General features: G+C 58.8%; 11 protein-coding genes and 4 pseudogenes. 9 read left to right on the forward strand and 6 right to left on the reverse strand.

Going from position 1 to position 17287, the window contains the following annotated elements:
- The first annotated feature begins 414 nt into the window (after positions 1-414).
- From I9H07_RS09615 to I9H07_RS09625, 3 genes are all read left to right on the forward strand, one after another.
- The gene (locus tag I9H07_RS09615) at positions 415-1563 is read left to right on the forward strand and encodes a transporter substrate-binding domain-containing protein (RefSeq protein WP_024672123.1); all 1149 of its coding nucleotides are present in this window, start codon (positions 415-417) and stop codon (positions 1561-1563) included.
- Positions 1560-2192 carry an ANTAR domain-containing response regulator gene (locus tag I9H07_RS09620; protein ID WP_024672122.1) on the forward strand — a complete coding sequence of 211 codons (633 nt, stop codon included), beginning with the start codon at positions 1560-1562 and terminating at the stop codon, positions 2190-2192. Before I9H07_RS09615 ends, I9H07_RS09620 begins: the two co-directional genes overlap by 4 nt.
- An 86-nt stretch (positions 2193-2278) precedes the next feature.
- Entirely contained in the window at positions 2279-3949 is a 1671-nt protein-coding gene (locus I9H07_RS09625) for an amidase (RefSeq protein WP_024672121.1), read from the forward strand.
- 57 nt (positions 3950-4006) lie between these two features.
- Here I9H07_RS09625 and I9H07_RS09630 read toward each other — a convergent pair.
- Positions 4007-4614 (reverse strand): annotated as a pseudogene (locus tag I9H07_RS09630) (hypothetical protein).
- A gap of 297 nt (positions 4615-4911) precedes the next feature.
- Here I9H07_RS09630 and I9H07_RS09635 point away from each other — a divergent pair.
- The 5 genes and pseudogenes from I9H07_RS09635 (at position 4912) to I9H07_RS24885 (ending at position 11328) form a co-directional block, all read left to right on the forward strand.
- Positions 4912-6822 (forward strand): hypothetical protein, encoded by a 1911-nt coding sequence (locus I9H07_RS09635; RefSeq protein ID WP_024672120.1) that lies wholly within the window; start codon positions 4912-4914, stop codon positions 6820-6822.
- A 771-nt stretch (positions 6823-7593) separates the two neighbouring features.
- Positions 7594-9033: pseudogene (locus I9H07_RS09640) on the forward strand (PAS domain S-box protein); the annotation flags it as partial.
- A gap of 159 nt (positions 9034-9192) precedes the next feature.
- Positions 9193-9660: pseudogene (locus I9H07_RS25000) on the forward strand (methyl-accepting chemotaxis protein); the annotation flags it as partial.
- Positions 9657-11147: pseudogene (locus tag I9H07_RS09645) on the forward strand (chemotaxis protein CheW). The pseudogenes I9H07_RS25000 and I9H07_RS09645, both read left to right, overlap by 4 nt.
- A 55-nt stretch (positions 11148-11202) precedes the next feature.
- The gene (locus I9H07_RS24885; RefSeq protein WP_080265598.1) at positions 11203-11328 is read left to right on the forward strand and encodes a hypothetical protein; all 126 of its coding nucleotides are present in this window, start codon (positions 11203-11205) and stop codon (positions 11326-11328) included.
- 72 nt (positions 11329-11400) lie between these two features.
- Here the strand turns inward: I9H07_RS24885 and I9H07_RS09650 are convergent, their stop codons facing one another.
- From I9H07_RS09650 to I9H07_RS09660, 3 genes are all read right to left on the reverse strand, one after another.
- Positions 11401-11886 (reverse strand): GNAT family N-acetyltransferase, encoded by a 486-nt coding sequence (locus I9H07_RS09650; protein WP_058823729.1) that lies wholly within the window; start codon positions 11884-11886, stop codon positions 11401-11403.
- Positions 11887-11946: 60 nt separating this feature from the next.
- On the reverse strand, positions 11947-12345 hold the full coding sequence (locus tag I9H07_RS09655) for a hypothetical protein (protein ID WP_024673414.1): 399 nt from the start codon (positions 12343-12345) through the stop codon (positions 11947-11949).
- A 119-nt stretch (positions 12346-12464) separates the two neighbouring features.
- Positions 12465-13340, reverse strand: a complete 876-nt coding sequence (locus I9H07_RS09660; RefSeq protein WP_236424772.1) for an MBL fold metallo-hydrolase — start codon at positions 13338-13340, stop codon at positions 12465-12467.
- Between the two features lie 110 nt (positions 13341-13450).
- Between I9H07_RS09660 and I9H07_RS09665 the strand changes: the two genes are divergently transcribed.
- Positions 13451-14335 (forward strand): LysR family transcriptional regulator, encoded by an 885-nt coding sequence (locus I9H07_RS09665; protein ID WP_236424770.1) that lies wholly within the window; start codon positions 13451-13453, stop codon positions 14333-14335.
- 220 nt (positions 14336-14555) lie between these two features.
- Here the strand turns inward: I9H07_RS09665 and I9H07_RS09670 are convergent, their stop codons facing one another.
- Together I9H07_RS09670 and I9H07_RS09675 are read right to left on the reverse strand one after the other, a co-directional pair.
- Positions 14556-16496 carry a methyl-accepting chemotaxis protein gene (locus I9H07_RS09670; protein ID WP_024673621.1) on the reverse strand — a complete coding sequence of 647 codons (1941 nt, stop codon included), beginning with the start codon at positions 16494-16496 and terminating at the stop codon, positions 14556-14558.
- 217 nt (positions 16497-16713) lie between these two features.
- Complete coding sequence (locus I9H07_RS09675; RefSeq protein ID WP_236425962.1) at positions 16714-17286, reverse strand: sarcosine oxidase subunit gamma; 573 nt, start codon at positions 17284-17286, stop codon at positions 16714-16716.
- Position 17287: the final 1 nt, after the last annotated feature.

Here is a 17287-nt window from a genome sequence, read left to right on the forward strand (position 1 = left end):
TTCTTCCTGATAGGTATTCACCCAATGACTGAAACATGAAGGCTTTTGTAGTGGCGAACTTGTTCGCGAAGGCTTTGTGTCGGACGACAGATACCCTGCGAATGTACGGCCATGCTGGCCAACCGGTCCGTTTTACACGGCAGTGGGCGTACGGATCGTCAGTAACCGCACATCACGCATGGCCCGCTCCCTGCATAAGTCAGATCAATACCCTCGCAGGGTCCCTTGCCACACGCCCATTCTCGGCAGGTGTGGAAGGCCCCTCGCATGACTGGTCCTGACACTGTCGTCACGCCAGCCCCAGGCACAAGCGCCTGAGAGCCCCCGTTGAATTTCACGGTTTTTCGCTCAGTACCTTTTCAGACCCCGGCCAGTGGCAGGCGTCTCACCTCACGTTGAACAAGGTTTATAGGCATGGTTGACCCGTCGATCCGCATAGGAGGTCTGTTTTCCAATACCGGCGTTACGGCTGCCGGTGAGTGTTCAACGATGCGCGGCGCGCAGTTTGCTATCCATCAGATCAACGCAGCCGGCGGTGTGAATGGCCGTCCGCTGGAGCTGATTCTGCGTAATCCCGATTCCACACCTGCACTGTTTGCCATGCACGTCGAATCCCTGATCCGCGAAGAGAACCTGCGCTTTTTCTTCGGTTGCTACACCTCGGCGGCGCGCAAGGCGGTGCTGCCGGTGGTCGAACGTTACAACGCGTTGCTGCTCTACCCGGTGTATTACGAAGGCTTCGAGTACTCGCGCAACATCATCTACACCGGTGCCACGCCGAACCATAACGCCGTGCCGCTGGGCAATTACATGTTCGATCACTTCGGCAACCGCGTGCTGATGATTGGCTCCGAGTACGTGTACCCCTATGAAACCAATCGGCTGATGAGCGACCTGCTCTACGAACGCGGTGGCAGCAAGCTGGGCGAGTATTACCTGCCGTTGAAAAACGCCCGGGCCGAGGATTTCGCCAGGCTCATGGTCAAGGCCCGCGAGCTGAAACCCTCGTTCATCTTTTCCACGGTGGTCGGTGAAACCATGGCTCATTTGTATCAGGCGTATGCCGATGCCGGTCTCGACCCGAGCGTCATGCCGATTGCCAGCGTCACCACCAGCGAAACCGACATCCAGCAGATGGGCATTCATCTGGGCGCCGGGCACATTTCGGCAGCCACCTATTTTCAGTCGATCGACACACCGCTCAATCGTCAGTGCATTGCGCAGTACCGCGAGATGTTCGGGCAGCATCAGGTGACTGACCGCTGCTGGGAGGCCGCTTATTTTCAGGTCCACCTGCTGGCCAAGGCGATCACTCGCGCAGGCAGTACCGACGTGGAAGAGGTACTCCAGACCATGCGCGGCCTGGAATATGACGCACCTCAGGGAAGGATCCGTATCGATGAGCACAATCACCACACTTACCTGTACTCGCGGATCGGCCGTGCCAACGCCGAAGGGCAGTTCGACATCCTTTACGAGAGCCAGCACGCGCTCAAACCCGATCCCTATGCCATTGCGCCTGACTTCAATGGCTGGTCCAGTCTTGTGGGGAGGCGTCCATGACCCTGCGTGCCGCCAAGAAGCGCCTGCGCAACGACAGCGCAGGCGGCATCAAGGACCTGCGTGACATCAGCGTGCTGGTGATGCACCCGGATGACGAAGACGGTCGCAACCTGATTGCCCAGTTGCAGCGAATCGGCTGTCAGGTGCGGGTGCAATGGCCGATCCCCGAGCGGCTGCACAGCGAGGCGGACGTGATCGTGCTGGCGGTGTCACCGGAAAGCCTGTCGACCAATACGCCGTGGCTGTTGCACAGCTCGACGCCGCCGATCATCCCGGTGATTGCCTACGAGAACCCGATCATCGTCGAGGCGCTGGTGCAGCTCAATGCCTGCTCGGTGATTCCTTCACCGGTCAAGTCCTTCGGTCTGCTGACTGCTCTGGCGATCACCTTGAGCCAGGCGCGCAAAACCCGCGAGCGGGAAAAGCACGTCAAGCGGCTGGAAGGGCGCATGGCCGTGATGCGCACCGTGCAGCAGGCGAAAATCATCCTGATGGAAACCAAGGGGCTGTCGGAAATAGACGCTTACAACGCCTTGCGTGACCAGGCCATGGCCAAGCGCGAGCCGGTGGAAAAGATCGCCGAGGCGCTGGTCAAGGCGCATGAACTGTTTCAAAAAGCCTGTTCCTGAACGGGCTTGGTCAGCTTCGAGTATCGGGCTGCATGGCCTGATCCTCTTCTGCGCGGACGCTTGCCATACGCCCTGAACCGGCAGGTATGGAACACCGCGTGGCGACCGGCATGGACAACGACGTCCTCCGGATCGAGCCAAGGCCTGTGCGCTCTGCACGGGCGGCTCCAGCCAATGGCTGCTCGATCCCGAGCGGCCCTTACCGTCATCTGGAGAACATCATGTCCGTAAAACGCCCCGGTAAAGCCGACTTTCTGATCGCCGCCCAGGACCACGGTTACGACCTGTCCGATAGCCAGATAGAGTCGTTCCTGAGCCTCGCTGACGAAACCCTGTGTTCCTACGAAGCCATCGACGCGCTGTACGCCACTCATGTCGCGCAGCCCGCTCCGGTACGCGAACACAGCAAACCGGCGCACGCCGAAAATCAATACGGCGCCTGGTACGTGAAGACCCACATTGCCGGCGCGGCCAGTGGTCCGTTGGCGGGCAGAACCGTGGTCATCAAGGACAACGTATCGGTAGCGGGGGTACCGATGGCCAACGGTTCGCTGAGCCTCGATGGCTACGTACCGTCCGAGGATGCCACGGTGGTCAAACGCCTGTTGGCCGCTGGCGCGACGGTGGTCGGCAAGTCGGTGTGCGAAGACCTGTGTTTTTCCGGGGCCAGCTTTACCTCGGCCAGCGGCGCGGTGAAAAACCCATGGGACATGACCCGCAATGCGGGCGGTTCGTCCAGCGGCAGTGCGGTGCTGGTCGCTCTCGAAGAAGTCGACATGGCCATTGGCGGCGATCAGGGCGGTTCCATTCGCATGCCGTCGGCGTGGAGCGGCATCGTCGGACACAAACCCACCTACAGCCTGGTGCCCTACACCGGCGCTTTCCCGATTGAACGCACCATCGATCACGTCGGCCCGATGGCCAACAACGTGCGCGACTGCGCGGTGATGCTCGACGTGATTGCGGGTGCCGACGGCCTGGACTCAAGGCAGAAAAATCCGCCAGCGGTCAGTTGTGTCGCGACACTGGATCAAGGCGTTGCGGGTCTGAAAATCGGTCTGCTGCGCGAAGGTTTCGCCATCCCCGGCATGTCCGAACCGCAGGTGGACGCGCTGGTCAAAGCCGCCGTCGCGCAATTGCAAAGCCTCGGCGCGACGGTCGGCGAGGCTAGCGTTCCATGGCACCACGGAGTGGCGCTGGACATGTGGAACGTGATTGCCACTGACGGCGCGGCGTACCAGATGCTGCAAGGCAACGGCTACGGCATGAACGTCGACGGCTACTACGACCCCGAGATCATGAGCTACTTCGGTGCCAAGCGTCGTGAGCACGCCAATACATTGTCCAGCAGCGTGCGTGCTGTGGCGCTGACCGGGCACTACAGCCTGAAAAACCTGCACGGTGCCTATTACGCCAAGGCGCGGATGCTGGTGCCGGAACTCACCCGTCAGTACGACGATGCCTTCAAGGATTTCGACGTGCTGGTCATGCCGACCATGCCGTTTGTGGCGACCCCCCTGACCGCCGCCGATGCGCCGATTGAAGAGTACGTGCACAGCGCGCTGAACATGCTGGCCAATACCGCGCCGTTCGACCTGACCGGACACCCGGCAACCTCGATCCCGGCCGGTCTTGCTGACGGCCTGCCGGTCGCCATGATGATCGTCGCACCGCGTTTTCAGGATGCCCTGGCGTTGCGCGTTGCCCAGGCGTACGAGCAAGTTCGCGGTGTGTTTCCCAAGCCGCCGCGTGGCTGAGTCGGCAGGCTGAGTGCAGGGCACACGTGTTCGACGGGAGCACGTGTGCCCCATCCCTCAAGGCTTCCATACCTCTACATCCTGCGCATTCACCGCCTTGGGCAGCAGGCCTTCGGAAAAGAACGCGTCGGCGATTTTCTGCTGCTCGCCGAGTTGGTCGCGTGTCACCGGCTGTATCTCGTAGCTGCGATGGCGGTTGGCGATCTCGACGGTTTCGATATCCAGATTGCCCCACAGCGGGCTCAAAACCTGCGCCGCTTCGCGCGGATTGGCCTTGAGCCACTTACCGGTGCGGTGCAGTTGATCGTAAACGATGCTCAAGACCTGTGGATGCGCTTTGGCGTAGTCGGTGCCGGTCAGGTAATAGCGTTTGTAACTGGCCAGGCCGCTTCCTGGGCAAAGTAAGTCAGCCTGGCCTGTGCTGCCTGAGCAAAGATCGGCACGGTGTCCGCCACATCCGCGCTGATATCCACATTACCCACGTTCAATGCTTCCAGCAGTGGCAAACCGCTCGGGAACTCGTGCCAGGTCACGCTAACGTGTTGCCGGGCGAGCGCTTTTTTCAGCGCGCCACGGGTTTTCAGCAGGGTGATCAGGGTTGAAGACTTCTGGTAGCCGATTCGCAGCGTCTCCTGTGCATGCGCGGGGAGGGCCATGTTTAACATCAGTGCTGTAAACAGCCCGACCAATATTGACGGGCCACTCAATTAATTGGCCTGTTCCAGCGTTTAGCGACAGTCCCGCCTCGTAGAGCAGAACTCGTGCTAGGCTCAGTACAAAATGCCATGACACGATGATGCTGCGTTGAGAGTAGCCTCGGATGCCCATTAAAACTCCACTAAATCCGAGTACGGGCCCGGTTCGTTTTCGCCCTGTCTGGCCTTTGCGAAAATCTATTGCGGGCAAAGCCTAAATCGGGTTAACCCTGAACTCCGATACTCTCAGCTGTGGTGGAACTGATCATGCGTGAGCCCGTGTACACGAGGTCCAAGGTCGACATCGATAAAGGCGCAGCCTCCTCCCATGCTGCTCCAGCCATGCAGCTTGAGGACAGGCGGCAGGGAGTGCAGCAGTTGAAACCGCAGTCGGCCTTTGAGAAACCAATGCCTTTGCAGGATAACCGTGCCCGACCTGCTCAGTCGGAAGTGATGCAGAAACAGACAAGTAAGCCCTTGCCTGTAAACCTGAATGGCGATCAAGAGCCGGCATACGATAACGCTGATAGCCATATACCGAGTGCGGGGCTCGCGGTTCAGCTCAAAAGCAAGAGTTGGAAAATGCGTAGAGCCGCGAGATTGGAGCGAGAGCAAAACCTGCGCGATAGAGCCGAACGACACCACGCTGCAGATAAGGCCCGAATGAACGACCTGGCGGCGGCCAAAGCCAAGGGGCAATTATTGGAAGGGTTGCAAGCGGAGCCAACGGGCTCTGCGACACTTGCACATCTGAAGACGCCTTTTGTGAATCGGGAAATGCGTGTGCTGGATAACAACTCCGAGGGGGTTAAACGCCGCTTTCTTACCCCGACCAAGCCCCTGTTGCTGGACCCAAACGCACCTAAACGACGTGAGATATCGCCGTCACAGGTTGATAAGTACAAGGCGTTGAAAGATCGGGCAGTAGACATCGAACAAAAATCCAAGGACTCGCATCACGCTTTTTACCATGCTCAGGACCCCCGCATGCGGGTAGCGCAAGATGTCTACAGACGTGTTTATGCCCGGCACCACAAAGTTGAAGTGCCTGAAGACTTTCATTTTCTGCGCTTTCCCGGGCCAGACGATGAGCAGTTCAATAAGCACAAGAACGTGGCTTCATACTTTAAAGAGGACATGGCTGCGCACGGCATGATTGACGACAATATCGAGCCAACAAAGAGTCATTTGATTTCGGTCAACCCTGCCCTGCATGGCGGATTGAATCACACAGGTGAAGAAACGTTCCATTACTTTCAGATCGGACAAGGTCAGACAGCGTTGCCCGTAGCCAATTTCATAAAAGGGTTTCTGCAGAAATTCAACCTCAGCCCCGACGGGGTCGATGATATGTACAAAGATGCCTCGGCGCTGAATGCCACTAAAGAAGGGAGCCTCTTTCAAATCATGGTGCCCAAGGGCAAGGTCGATGACGTGGCCTATATGGCACACCCTCATGGTCTGCCTCATGATGATGAGCTATTCGACGACCTTCACACGATGGGAGAAATCCGTTACACCACCAAGCCCCCAATCGCTGCTGACAAGGGTGAAGATGCCTCGGATTCAACTATAAAAGAGCCGTGGCTGCCGCTCCGGGAGAAAATGAATGACGAGGTCACCCGAAATCTCATCGCTATGCGCGAGGCCTGGAAGGCCCCGAAAGTTGAAATGCCAGAACCTGTTGACCCCCTACTAAGCGGTGCAGGTATCTCCCGCAATACGCTGAAGGAGGACAGTCACCAGCAAAGGATTAAAGACAGTGCCCAACAGCGACGTACCGCCTTTCTTAAAACGCAAACTGAAGCGCTCAACAAGCAGACATTGATCCGATTTGATGAAGGCAAATACTCTCCTTCTTACCATCTTCAAGCGTATATCCAACGCCCTGGGGAGTTGCAGCATCCGGAAGGCCATGCACAAAAGTTACGCATGCAAACCAATCCAGATCATTTCGGTGGCCAAGGGGTGCGCAGTCAGCACGAGCTCATGCGGATCGAAAACCGATCAACATTCATGCAGGCACGAATGCATTTATCGCAAGCGAACACCCTCGACCCCGCCTCTGGAATATCAATCACTCGGCATACAACCCTTGAGCCGAAACAAGAGGAAACTTACAACACGTTGCTCGATAAATATGTCAACGACCTTTTTGCCTCCAAGGAAAAATCCTGAAGTCATTCGTTTTTTGATATGGGCCGAGTGCCGTTGTGGCTGCCGGGTATCCACGGCCCCGTGCGCCAGAACTGCGGAACGAAAACCGTCGCATCGCGACGCGTTTTGACAAGCCCGCAACAATTTTCGCGGCGATAGCCTCATTGGCCGGCGCTATGCAATGCTCGCGACAATACTTTTCGTGCAGAACCTAGGTCACCGTCTTACCGTTCACGCCCCTCAATTCAATGAAGAAAATAATTTAATTATCTGTGATCCGGCCGATATATCCATACGTAAGCTGCGATCTGTTTGTTCAAGCCTTCTAAAACAGGGGTCTCATGGATCCGCGTCTCGCTGGACTTTCATTCTTGCTCACGTTGGGATGGACCGGTGCCGTGATTTTGGTCATCTGGTATTTCGCCTGATGCACAGGCAGGATTTTCAGGCTCCTCAAGGTGTCGCTTGACAGTTGCGCCTGACAGCACCGGAGTAATCGCCGGGCAGAAAAAACAGCCATGATTTTAGTGGTAGCAAAATAGTGGCTTTTATGCTGATCCAATTTCAGCATCTGGCAGTTTGCGCTATGGAGGGCATTGAGAAACACGATTATGCGGTTCGAACGACAGGCTCCACATTCAGGCAAAGCAAACGCTTGACCTGGTCTGTAGCCACCGGCGCACCGTCCTGAACACTCCATAGATGTTTACTGCCGAGTATTTTTATATGTCGACCACAATAATAGAAAGCACCCTTGATGACGCCGGGGTACAGCTGGACCTTCACTCGCTGATGACCGCCATTGACCGTTCGCAGGCAATGATCGAGTTCGATCTTGAAGGCAATATCCTGCGCGCCAACGCCAATTTTCTGGAATGTGTCGGCTATAAGCTGGAGGAAGTCCGGGGTCGGCATCACCGCATGTTCTGCACGCCCGAATATGCGTCCAGTGTCGAGTATTCGACGTTCTGGGAAAAGCTGGGTAAAGGTAACTTTGACGAAGGGCAATATAAACGCCTGGGTAAAAATGGTCGCGAAATCTGGTTGCAGGCCACCTATAACCCGATCTTCGACAAGGACGGCAACCCGTTCAAAGTGGTGAAGTTCGCCACTGACGTGACTCAGCAGCGCAAGGCCAACGCCGAGTACGAAGGCAAGGTCGCCGCTATCGACCGTTCTCAGGGGGTTATCGAGTTCGATCTGAATGGTCGGGTGCTCAATGCCAATGAAAACTTCCTTAAAGTGCTGGGTTATCGTCTCGACGAAATTCAGGGCCAGCATCACCGCATGTTCTGTGACGATGATTACCTGAACAGTCCGGCCTATCGTGCGTTCTGGGCCAAACTGGAACGCGGCGAATACGATTCCGGTGAATACAAACGCATCGGCAAGAATGGTCGCGAACTGTGGATCAGCGCCACGTACAACCCGGTCTTCGACCCGGATGGCCGTCCGTATAAAGTCGTCAAGTTCGCCAACGACGTCACCGAGAGCCGTGCGCGTCAGGCCGAATACGCGGGCAAGGTCACGGCCATCGAGCGCTCTCAGGCCGTGATCGAGTTCGACTTGACTGGCAAGGTGCTGAATGCCAACCGCAACTTCCTGTCGGTGTTCGGTTACGAGCTGGATGAAATCGTCGGCGAGCATCACCGCATGTTCTGCTCCGAGGAATTCGTCAGCAGCCTGCAATACCGTGAGCTGTGGGAAAAGCTGGGCCGCGGCGAATACGACGCCAACGAGTACAAGCGCAAACGCAAGGACGGCAAGGAAATCTGGATTCAGGCGACCTATAACCCGATCTTCGATGCGCAGGGCCATCCTTACAAGATCGTCAAGTTCGCACTCGACGTGACAGAGGCCAAGGAAACCAGCGTCGAGGACAAGGGCAAGGTGAACGCGATCGATCGCGCCCAGGCCGTCATCGAGTTCGACATGGCCGGTAACATCCTCGCGGCCAACGCCAACTTCCTCAAAGCGCTGGGTTATGGCTTGCAGGAAATCAAAGGCCAGCACCACCGGATCTTCTGCGACGAAGAGTATGTGCGCGGCACCGAATACCGTGAATTCTGGCACGGGCTGGGGCAGGGCGAGTTCTACTCCGGGCGCTTCATGCGCGTGAGTAAATACGGTCAGAAAATCTGGATTCAGGCCACTTACAGCCCGATCTTCGACCACGACGGCCTGCCGTTCAAAGTGGTGAAGTTCGCTACCGACATCACTCTCCAGGTCGAGATGGAACAAGCCATCGAAGCCAAGACCGTGGCCATGCGCGAGTCGGTCAAGACGCTGATGAGCGCCATTTCCTATGTCGCGCAGAGCACCGACACCGCCACCGAACTCGCCCGGTTGACCCGCGAGCAAGCCAGCCGTGGCTCGCAGACACTGGTCAAGGCGTCTGATGCGATGAGCATGATTGCCAAGTCGGCAGAAGGCATTCAGGACATCATTCAGGTGATCAGCGAGATCGCCAGTCAGACCAACATGCTGGCGTTCAACGCCGCCATCGAGGCAGCACGCGCCGGTGAGCACGGTCTGGGGTTCTCGGTGGTCGCCGATGAAGTGCGCAAGCTGGCCGAGAAGTCCTCGCGGGCGACCAAGGAAATCAACAAGCTGATTCTGGAAACCGTCAGCCGTATCGAGTCAGGCAACGAGATCTCGCTGAGTGCGGGTGAGGCATTCGAGCACATCGTGGACGGCGTCATGCAGACCACTCAGGCGATCGATGGCATCAATACCGCAACCGAGAAACAGCGCTTGTCGGCGCAGCAGGTCGAAGCCTTGATTACCGAGCTGCATAAGGCCAACCTGACCGGCTACACCGAAACACTGGACAAGGTATCCGTCGGACAACCTGCATGAGCAGCCTGACCGCCTATGGTGTGGTGCAGATCAACGGCGTTCTTCTCGCGGTGGTTGCGGACGCGCTGATGGAGGCCGTGCACTGGCCGCAAGACTTGCAGCCGCACCCGCTGACCCGTGGTGCGCTGCTGGGGGTTTTCACCCTGCGCGGCAAGCCGGTGCCGCTGGTGGATTTGCGTGGCGAACTTGCGCAGAGTGCCGAGGTTTCGCCACCGACCCCGCTGGTCGCGATCCTGAAATACAACGGCGGTTATCTGGGCCTGGCGATTGACGCGGTCTGCGATATTCTCAAGGCCCGTGATTCGCAGTTCAGCCCGCTGGGGCCTGGGGGCAGCAGCGCCGGGTTGCTGCCATCGGTGCTGCTGGCTGCAGACGATGCGCGGCTGATCTACAAGCTTGACCTTGAGGTGCTGAACCGCCTGCCGGGTGTGTTGTTTGCGACCGACCCCGGCGCGCAGGCGCTCAATGAGCAGGCCCAGGCTGCAAAAAGTCACCTGCTGCATTATCTGGTGTTCGAGTGCGACAGCCGCAATTTCTGCATCGATGCCAGTGTGGTGACCGAACTGGTCGACAACCCCGAGATATCGCCCTCGGACTTTGCCAGCGACTGTTGCTTCGGTGTCACGTCGGTGCGCGGTACCAAGGTCCCGGCGCTCAACCTGTCGGAAGTGCTGGGGCTGGATCATCAGCGCCAGACGTCCAAGCCGCAATTGTTGCTGCTGACGGCTGCGGATGGCCGGGTGTGCGGATTCGGTTATGACCGCATGGTCGCTATTCAGCGTCAGGACCCTGGCAGTCTGCTGGCCGCACCGGCCTATGGCTTGCCGCACCCTGAGTTGTTTGCCGGGGTGATGAACCTGGAGGAGGACAAGCAGGCGCTGCTGCTCGATCATCCGATGCTGTTGCAGCGTCCGGAAATCAAGAGTTACACCCAGGTTTACCAGCATGACGTCAAGCCGGCACAGGCCTCACACGATGTCACCAAGGCCATGTTGCGGCATGCCTGCCTGCTGTTCGATGCGCCGACGCGCTTTGTCGCGCCGCTGAGTCAGATCGTGGAAATCATGGGTGTGCCCACGCAGTTGATTGGTCTGGTGCAGCCGGAGACTCATCTGCTGGGCCAGTTCAACCTGCGCGGCGAGTAAGTGCCGCTGATCTGCCTCAGCAGTCTGCTTGGCGAAGGCGCACAGCCCCAGTGTGAGACGTCGCGGGTGTTGATCGTGCGCGGCGACAGACTGTGTTTCGGGTTCGCAGTGAGCCGTGTCGACGCCATCGATGCCTTCAACCAGTTCGATCCGTCGATGCTCGATCAGGGCTGGCAGGCCAATGCCGGCAAGGGCATTTCGGTCAACGACCGGGTTCGTTCGCTGGTCAGCGTGGGCAGTCAGGAGCGCAGCTGGCGGGCGACCCTGCTCGACTTGCAGGGGCTGGCCAGGCAACTGGAGTGTGGCGTCGCGCAGCGCAAGGCGGCACTGCAATCGGTCTGAACTCAATGCGTTGCCTGTGGCCTTACTGAAATATCCACACGCGGAGTATCCAGCCATGACCGAGAAAAAAGACGAGAAGAAACCCGAACCGGCGAACGACGTCCCGGCGCATTCGACGCCGGAAGAAAAGGAACGCCTGAAGGACTTCAACAAGGACGGCATCCCGCCTGGGGTCTGCTAACCGTATCGGGCTATGTTTCCCGAAACGCCCGGCCTTTTCAGGCCGGGCGTTTTCGTTTCAGGGTTTTGTGACTTATTGGCCGCCGTTGGCAAACTCCAGCAATCCGGCACCTTCCATCCGGTAGCGAACCCATTCACTTTGCGGCGCTGCACCGATCGCTTCATAGAACTTGATGGCAGGTTCGTTCCAGTCCAGCACGCTCCATTCCAGTCGGCCGCAGTGCTTGGCGACCGCTTCGCGGGCTATATGCCGAAGCAAGGCGCGCCCGGCACCGACGCCGCGTTGCTCTGGAGTGACGTACAGGTCCTCCAGGTACACGCCGTTGCGTCCCAGCCAGGTGGAATAGCTGTAGAAATAGACCGCATAGCCAACGGGATTGCCGTCATGCAGGCAGATAAGCGCCTTGGCAGGTGCGTTGTCGGCAAACAGGGAGCGCTGAATGTCTTCGGCACTGGCTTTGACCTCATGCCCGGCACGCTCGTAGATCGCAAGTTCAGTGATGAACGCCAGAATCTGACTGACGTCGGCAGCGGTGGCAGGGCGGATTTCGAGAGACACGGTGGAACTCCTTGGCTGATGGGCGCAGCATGATAGCCGCAGTCTTCAGTCAGTCGATAGTCACGCGTCGCGCAGCAGGTCGTTGGCGTTGAGCAGTTGATAGGCAATCTGCGGGCGCGCCTCAAGGGCGCGGCGGATGGCGGCGGGGATCGATTGACGGGTCTTGCGACACAGCCCGATTTTCTCCTCGACGACGATGCTGATGCCGCGCATGGTGCGTACTTCATTGAAGCCCGGCGCGACCTCGACGCGCACGCCCAGCTGCTCGAAAACCTTACGCTGCATGTGCGCCAGATCCTCCAGGCTTTCGATGCGCTCCAGACGTTCGATCAGGCTCTTTTCGGCGTCGCGGGTCAGCAGCAGGATCCGCAGGTCGGCATCTTCCGCGTCCAGCCGTTCGCGCTTGCAGTCGCAAGCACCGGGCGGGCAGGGGTTACGCACTTTGACAGGGGCATTCATGGACGCAGCATAGCGATTGACGTAGGCGTCTGACCATACCCGCGTAGCGTTTTCACGCCGTATTCAGGAAGGTCAGCCACCCTGCATCACACTGCGGTGACGGCTTTACGCGAGGCAGATCAGTTCGGCCACTTCATCTCGCCCTTGATGACCTTGGCACTCAGTTCCAGCGAACTCGGCTCGGCCAGTTGTGGCCAGGCTTTCTGCATGGCGTCGATCAAGGCTGCGGAGTCCTTGGCTTTGGCGGCTTGTGCATCGAAGGACTTCAGGTAGTCGGCGGTAAAGGTGACCGCTTGGGTGCCTTGGGGAATCTGCCCGAGGTAATGGCCCGGAATCACTGTGACCGGTTTCAGCGCTTCAATACCCTTCAGTGTCGCCAGCCAGTCCTGGCGGGATTTCTGGCTCTGAGTGTCAGCCATCCAGACGTGAATGCCGCTGGAGACCACAACACCGCCAACCACGGTCTTTAGTGATGGAACCCACACGTAACTGCGCGCTGGCGCCGGGCCGTTCAGGCCTTTGATCTGCAACGGCTGGCCTTCAAGCGTCAGGTGATCGCCTTTGAGGACTTCCGGCAGGACCAGCCTGGCCGGTGCGTTGTCCTTGAGGATAGGGCTCCAGTAGGCGAGTTTGCCTTGCATGGACGCTTTGATCGCTTTCACGGTCGGTGCGCTGGCAACGATCTTCGCGTCCGGGAACGCAGCCTGGATCACGTCAAGGCCGAAATAGTAATCCGGGTCGCTGTGGCTGATGTAGACGGTGGTGAGTTTCTTGCCGCTGGCCTTGATCTTCTCGACCAGCGCCTGCGCATCGTTGCGCTGGAACTGAGCGTCGATCAGCACCGCATCGTGCGTGCCGGTGATCAGTTCGGAAGACACCGGGAAAATGGCTTTTTCGGCCGGGTTGTAGACATCGATCGTCAGTGGATCGGCGGCGTTGGCAATGACAGGAAACAGCGCGGCGAGGGAGAGGGCAAACAGGGAACTGCGCAACATGGGGCACGACCTTTTCGATGGGCAGAGACAGAAGTCACTATCTTAGGTTGCTTTAAATGAAACAGAAGCCCCAGTATGAGTAATTATTGGTTGCGTGAATCGGACGAATCATGGATCGCATCATGGCAGCACGGGTATTCATCGCCATCAACGAACGAGGCAGCCTTATTGCTGCCGCTGAGACGCTGGACATGTCACGGGCGATGGTCACCCGCTATCTGGCGCAGATGGAGGCTTGGGCGGGCGCGCGATTGTTGCACCGTACGACCCGCAAACTGGGGCTGACCGCCTCAGGGCAAGTCACCTTGCTACGGTGTCAGCAACTGCTTGAGCTGGCCGATGCGGTCCCTCTGGCTGCCGATACACAGGTCGACGAACCGCGCGGCATGTTGCGCATCGCCTGCTCGCAGTCCTTGGCGCAAGCGGTTCTGGCGCCTGCGGTGACGGGGTATCTGCAACGCTACTCTGGCACGTCGGTGGACCTGCACATCGGCAATGAAGCGGTAGACCTGGTGGGCGAGCGGATTGATCTGGCGATTCGCATCACCAATCAACTGGACCCCAACCTGATCGCCCGACCTCTTGGGCACTGCAACTCGGTGGTCTGCGCTGCGCCAGCCTACCTCGCCGCGCACGGTACGCCGTTCAGGCCGCAGGAATTGAGCGCCCATAACTGCCTGACTTATTCGTACTTCGGTAAAAGCCTGTGGGAATTCGCCTATCAACACACCCAGCTCAGCGTGCCGGTGGGCGGCAATCTCAGCGCCAACGATTCAGTGGTATTGCTGGAGGCCGCAGTGGCAGGCGCTGGCATCACCTTGCAGCCCGTGCACTCGGCAGCGCCGCTGATTGCCAGCGGCAGGTTGATTGCGCTGATGCCCGACTATCAGCCACGCGCGCTGGGAATACACGCGATCTACACCTCGCGGCATCACCAGTCAGCCACCTTGCGAACGATGCTGGATTTTCTGGCTGAGTGGTTTGCGAGCGCGTAACGCGCCGCCTGCTCATGAGCGGACGCAGAGCGTCCAGAACGGCATGTCGACGCAGAGCGTCGCACGATAGTTAAGATGATCGTTCCCTACGCTCCAGCGTAGGAATGCAGTTCTCGACGCTCTGCGTCGCAAGAGGACGCAAAGCGTCCAGAACGGCATGGCGACGCAGAGCGTCGCACGATCGTTGAGGTTATCGCCGAGCATTCAAGGCGTGTACGCATCAGGTCTTGAACTTGCGCACCAGGCCGTCCAGTTCGCTGGACAGTATTTCCAGGCTTCTGGAGTCGGCACGGGCCGAGTCCGAGAGGCTGGCGATCAGTTGTGCATCGCCATGGATCTGGCTGATGTGCCGGTTGATGTCTTCAGCCACTTGATGCTGCTCTTCGGCGGCGGTGGCGATCTGGGTGTTCATGTCGCGGATCACATCCACCGATTCACGGATCTGCCCGAAGCTGCTGCGTGCCTGGCCGATCTTGGTCACCGATTGCTGCGAAACATCGAGGCTGGCGTGCATCTGTTGCGCCACCGAAGCCGTGCCTCTGGCCAGATTGCCCAACAGGCTGTCGATTTCGGCCGTCGAGTCGGCGGTGCGTTTGGCCAGCGCGCGAACTTCGTCGGCCACCACGGCAAAGCCGCGACCCTGTTCGCCTGCACGGGCCGCTTCGATGGCCGCGTTGAGGGCCAGCAGGTTGGTCTGTTCGGCGATGGAGCGGATCGTATTGAGGATCGACTGAATACCGGTGCTGTCTTTCTCCAGTTGCGTCATGTCCTTGGCCGAGCGGGCGAGTTCCTCACTGAGCTGATCGACACTGCGCACTGCCTCATCAATCTGCCGCTGGCCTTCACGGGCCTGCTGCTGGCCGTTTTCAGCGGAATCGGCGGCCTGGCTGCAAGAGCGGGCCACTTCGTTGGAGGTAGCGACCATCTCATGGAAAGCAGTCGACACCATGTCCACCGCTTCACGCTGACGCCCGGCCGCTTCAGCCATGTCATTGGAGACGCGGGTAGAGCTGTGCGAGGCCTCGAGAATTTTCCCGGCAGCCTGACCGATATGCTGGATCAGACTGCGTATCGCGGTCAGAAACTGGTTAAACCAGCCCGCCAGCTGCGCGGTTTCGTCCGTACCGCGCACTGCAAGGTTCTGGGTCAGGTCGCCTTCGCCACCGGCAATGCCTTCCAGCCCGCTGGAAACGCTGTGGATCGGGCGCACGATGACGCTGGCGAAACTGGCACCGACGATGGCGAAAACCAGCGCCAGCACGGCAGCGATGATGCCGATCAGCCAGGTCAGACGGGTAGCCGAAGCCATCACTTCGTCCTGCTTGATCAAACCGATAAAGTTCCAGCCCAGTTGCTCGGACGGGTACACATTGGCCATGTAACGCTCGCCATTGAGCGTGACTTCGACCAGGCCGCTGCCGGTTTTCGCCAGTTCGGCAAACCCGTCGCCCAGTTCGCCCAGCTTCTTGAAGTTGTGCTCCGGCTGTTTGGGATCGACCAGCACCGTGCCGTTCTTTTCCATCAGCATCAGGTAGCCGCTTTCGCCCAGCTTGATCTGTTTGACGATATTGGTCAGTTGCTTGAGCGATACGTCGATATTGACCACGCCGCCGGGATTGCCCAGTTTGTTGGGAATAGCCCGGATGGTGCTGACCAGTACCGCATCATCGTTGGCCCAGTAGTAGGCGTCGCTGCGCACGGTTTTGCCTGCGTTGGCCATGGCGGTCTTGTACCACGGCCGCACACGCGGGTCGTAGTTGCTCATTTTCGGGTCTTCCGGCGTCATGATGTAGCTGCCGTTGACCAGGCCGTAAGAGACGTAAGAGTAGGCCGGGTGGGCCTTGGCGATACTGGCGAACAGCTCGGTCGCCTGCCTGTCATTCTCGGATTGCGCGGTAGGCGTTGCACCCATGTAGTTGCGGAAATCGTCGCCCGCTCCGGCGATCAGCGGGTGCGCCGCGATGTAATTGACGTTCTGCGTGATGCCGTCGAAGAACAGCTGCATGGCATTGTCGACCTGCCGAATCTCTCGTCCGCTGCTGTCCACGAAATCACTGGTCGCCTTGTCGCGCAGGTTGACGATCACGATGGCGGCGACGACGAGTATGGGCAAGCACGCAATGACCGCGAACGCCCATGTCAATTTTTGTTTGATGTTCATTTGAGCTCCGGAGTGTCCATTACTACCGCAAGTGTTGGGCGCTGCATGAATGCAGTCTGTCGCGCCAGGCGTTTACCCGGAGCTTTGTATGATGGTCTACCAAGTGAAGGTCGGCCTGGCGCGGCTACTCTTTAGTCCGCTTGGCGGTAATGGACATGATCTGTCGCTGGCAGGTAAGAGCAGACCGGCCAGTCCTCTGGCCGATCATTGCTATTCATTACAGACAGCGCCCTCCGAACTCGGCCATTGCATCCAGCATCGCCTCTTTGAAATAGGCTAGCGAGGCTCGATCAAAAAGAATCTGAAAACAGGGTTCGGCCTGCGCGCCGAGGTTGATGACAATCACATTGATGCGCGCCGCCGACGTCTGTGCCACCGAGCCGGCGCCGAACGCTTGCGGGCGCAGATCCACGCCACACAACTTGGCCATCACCTGCGGGATGCACGACCCGCTCAGTTGCAGCCAGGCATGGCTGTCCTCGCGAGGCAACAGGTAATTGGCGCTATGGTCCAGCTCCCAGCGGGCTTCTTCATCGGCGATGCGCTGCCCCTGATCGAGCCGACTGCCCAGCAACAGGTATTCGGTCTGCGACAGGCGTGCAACGTGACTGCCGTCGGTCTGGGTGATCGCTTGATTGGGCGCATCGGGCAGACGGAAACCACGGGCGGTCAGGTAGTCGGCCGTTTGCGTACCGCGAAACCCTACACGCGGCAGGTCGGTCAGGTCCTCCAGCGTGCACAGCGAAGGTGTAGCGAGTTCGACAGGATGGTCGGTATCAAGGCGGGTCATG

The organism is Pseudomonas syringae (assembly GCF_023278085.1).
Lineage (GTDB): Bacteria > Pseudomonadota > Gammaproteobacteria > Pseudomonadales > Pseudomonadaceae > Aquipseudomonas > Aquipseudomonas syringae_Q.

Excerpts from the sequence above, each read along its gene's own strand:
- I9H07_RS09615 (WP_024672123.1), top strand. The coding sequence starts at position 415 with ATGGTTGACCCGTCGATCCGCATAGGAGGTCTGTTTTCCAATACCGGC.
- I9H07_RS09620 (WP_024672122.1), top strand. The coding sequence starts at position 1,560 with ATGACCCTGCGTGCCGCCAAGAAGCGCCTGCGCAACGACAGCGCAGGC.
- I9H07_RS09625 (WP_024672121.1), top strand. The coding sequence starts at position 2,279 with ATGGAACACCGCGTGGCGACCGGCATGGACAACGACGTCCTCCGGATC.
- I9H07_RS09635 (WP_024672120.1), top strand. The coding sequence starts at position 4,912 with ATGCGTGAGCCCGTGTACACGAGGTCCAAGGTCGACATCGATAAAGGC.
- I9H07_RS24885 (WP_080265598.1), top strand. The coding sequence starts at position 11,203 with ATGACCGAGAAAAAAGACGAGAAGAAACCCGAACCGGCGAACGACGTC.
- I9H07_RS09655 (WP_024673414.1), bottom strand. The coding sequence starts at position 12,345 with ATGAATGCCCCTGTCAAAGTGCGTAACCCCTGCCCGCCCGGTGCTTGC.
- I9H07_RS09660 (WP_236424772.1), bottom strand. The coding sequence starts at position 13,340 with ATGTTGCGCAGTTCCCTGTTTGCCCTCTCCCTCGCCGCGCTGTTTCCT.
- I9H07_RS09665 (WP_236424770.1), top strand. The coding sequence starts at position 13,451 with ATGGATCGCATCATGGCAGCACGGGTATTCATCGCCATCAACGAACGA.
- I9H07_RS09670 (WP_024673621.1), bottom strand. The coding sequence starts at position 16,496 with ATGAACATCAAACAAAAATTGACATGGGCGTTCGCGGTCATTGCGTGC.
- I9H07_RS09675 (WP_236425962.1), bottom strand. The coding sequence starts at position 17,286 with ATGACCCGCCTTGATACCGACCATCCTGTCGAACTCGCTACACCTTCG.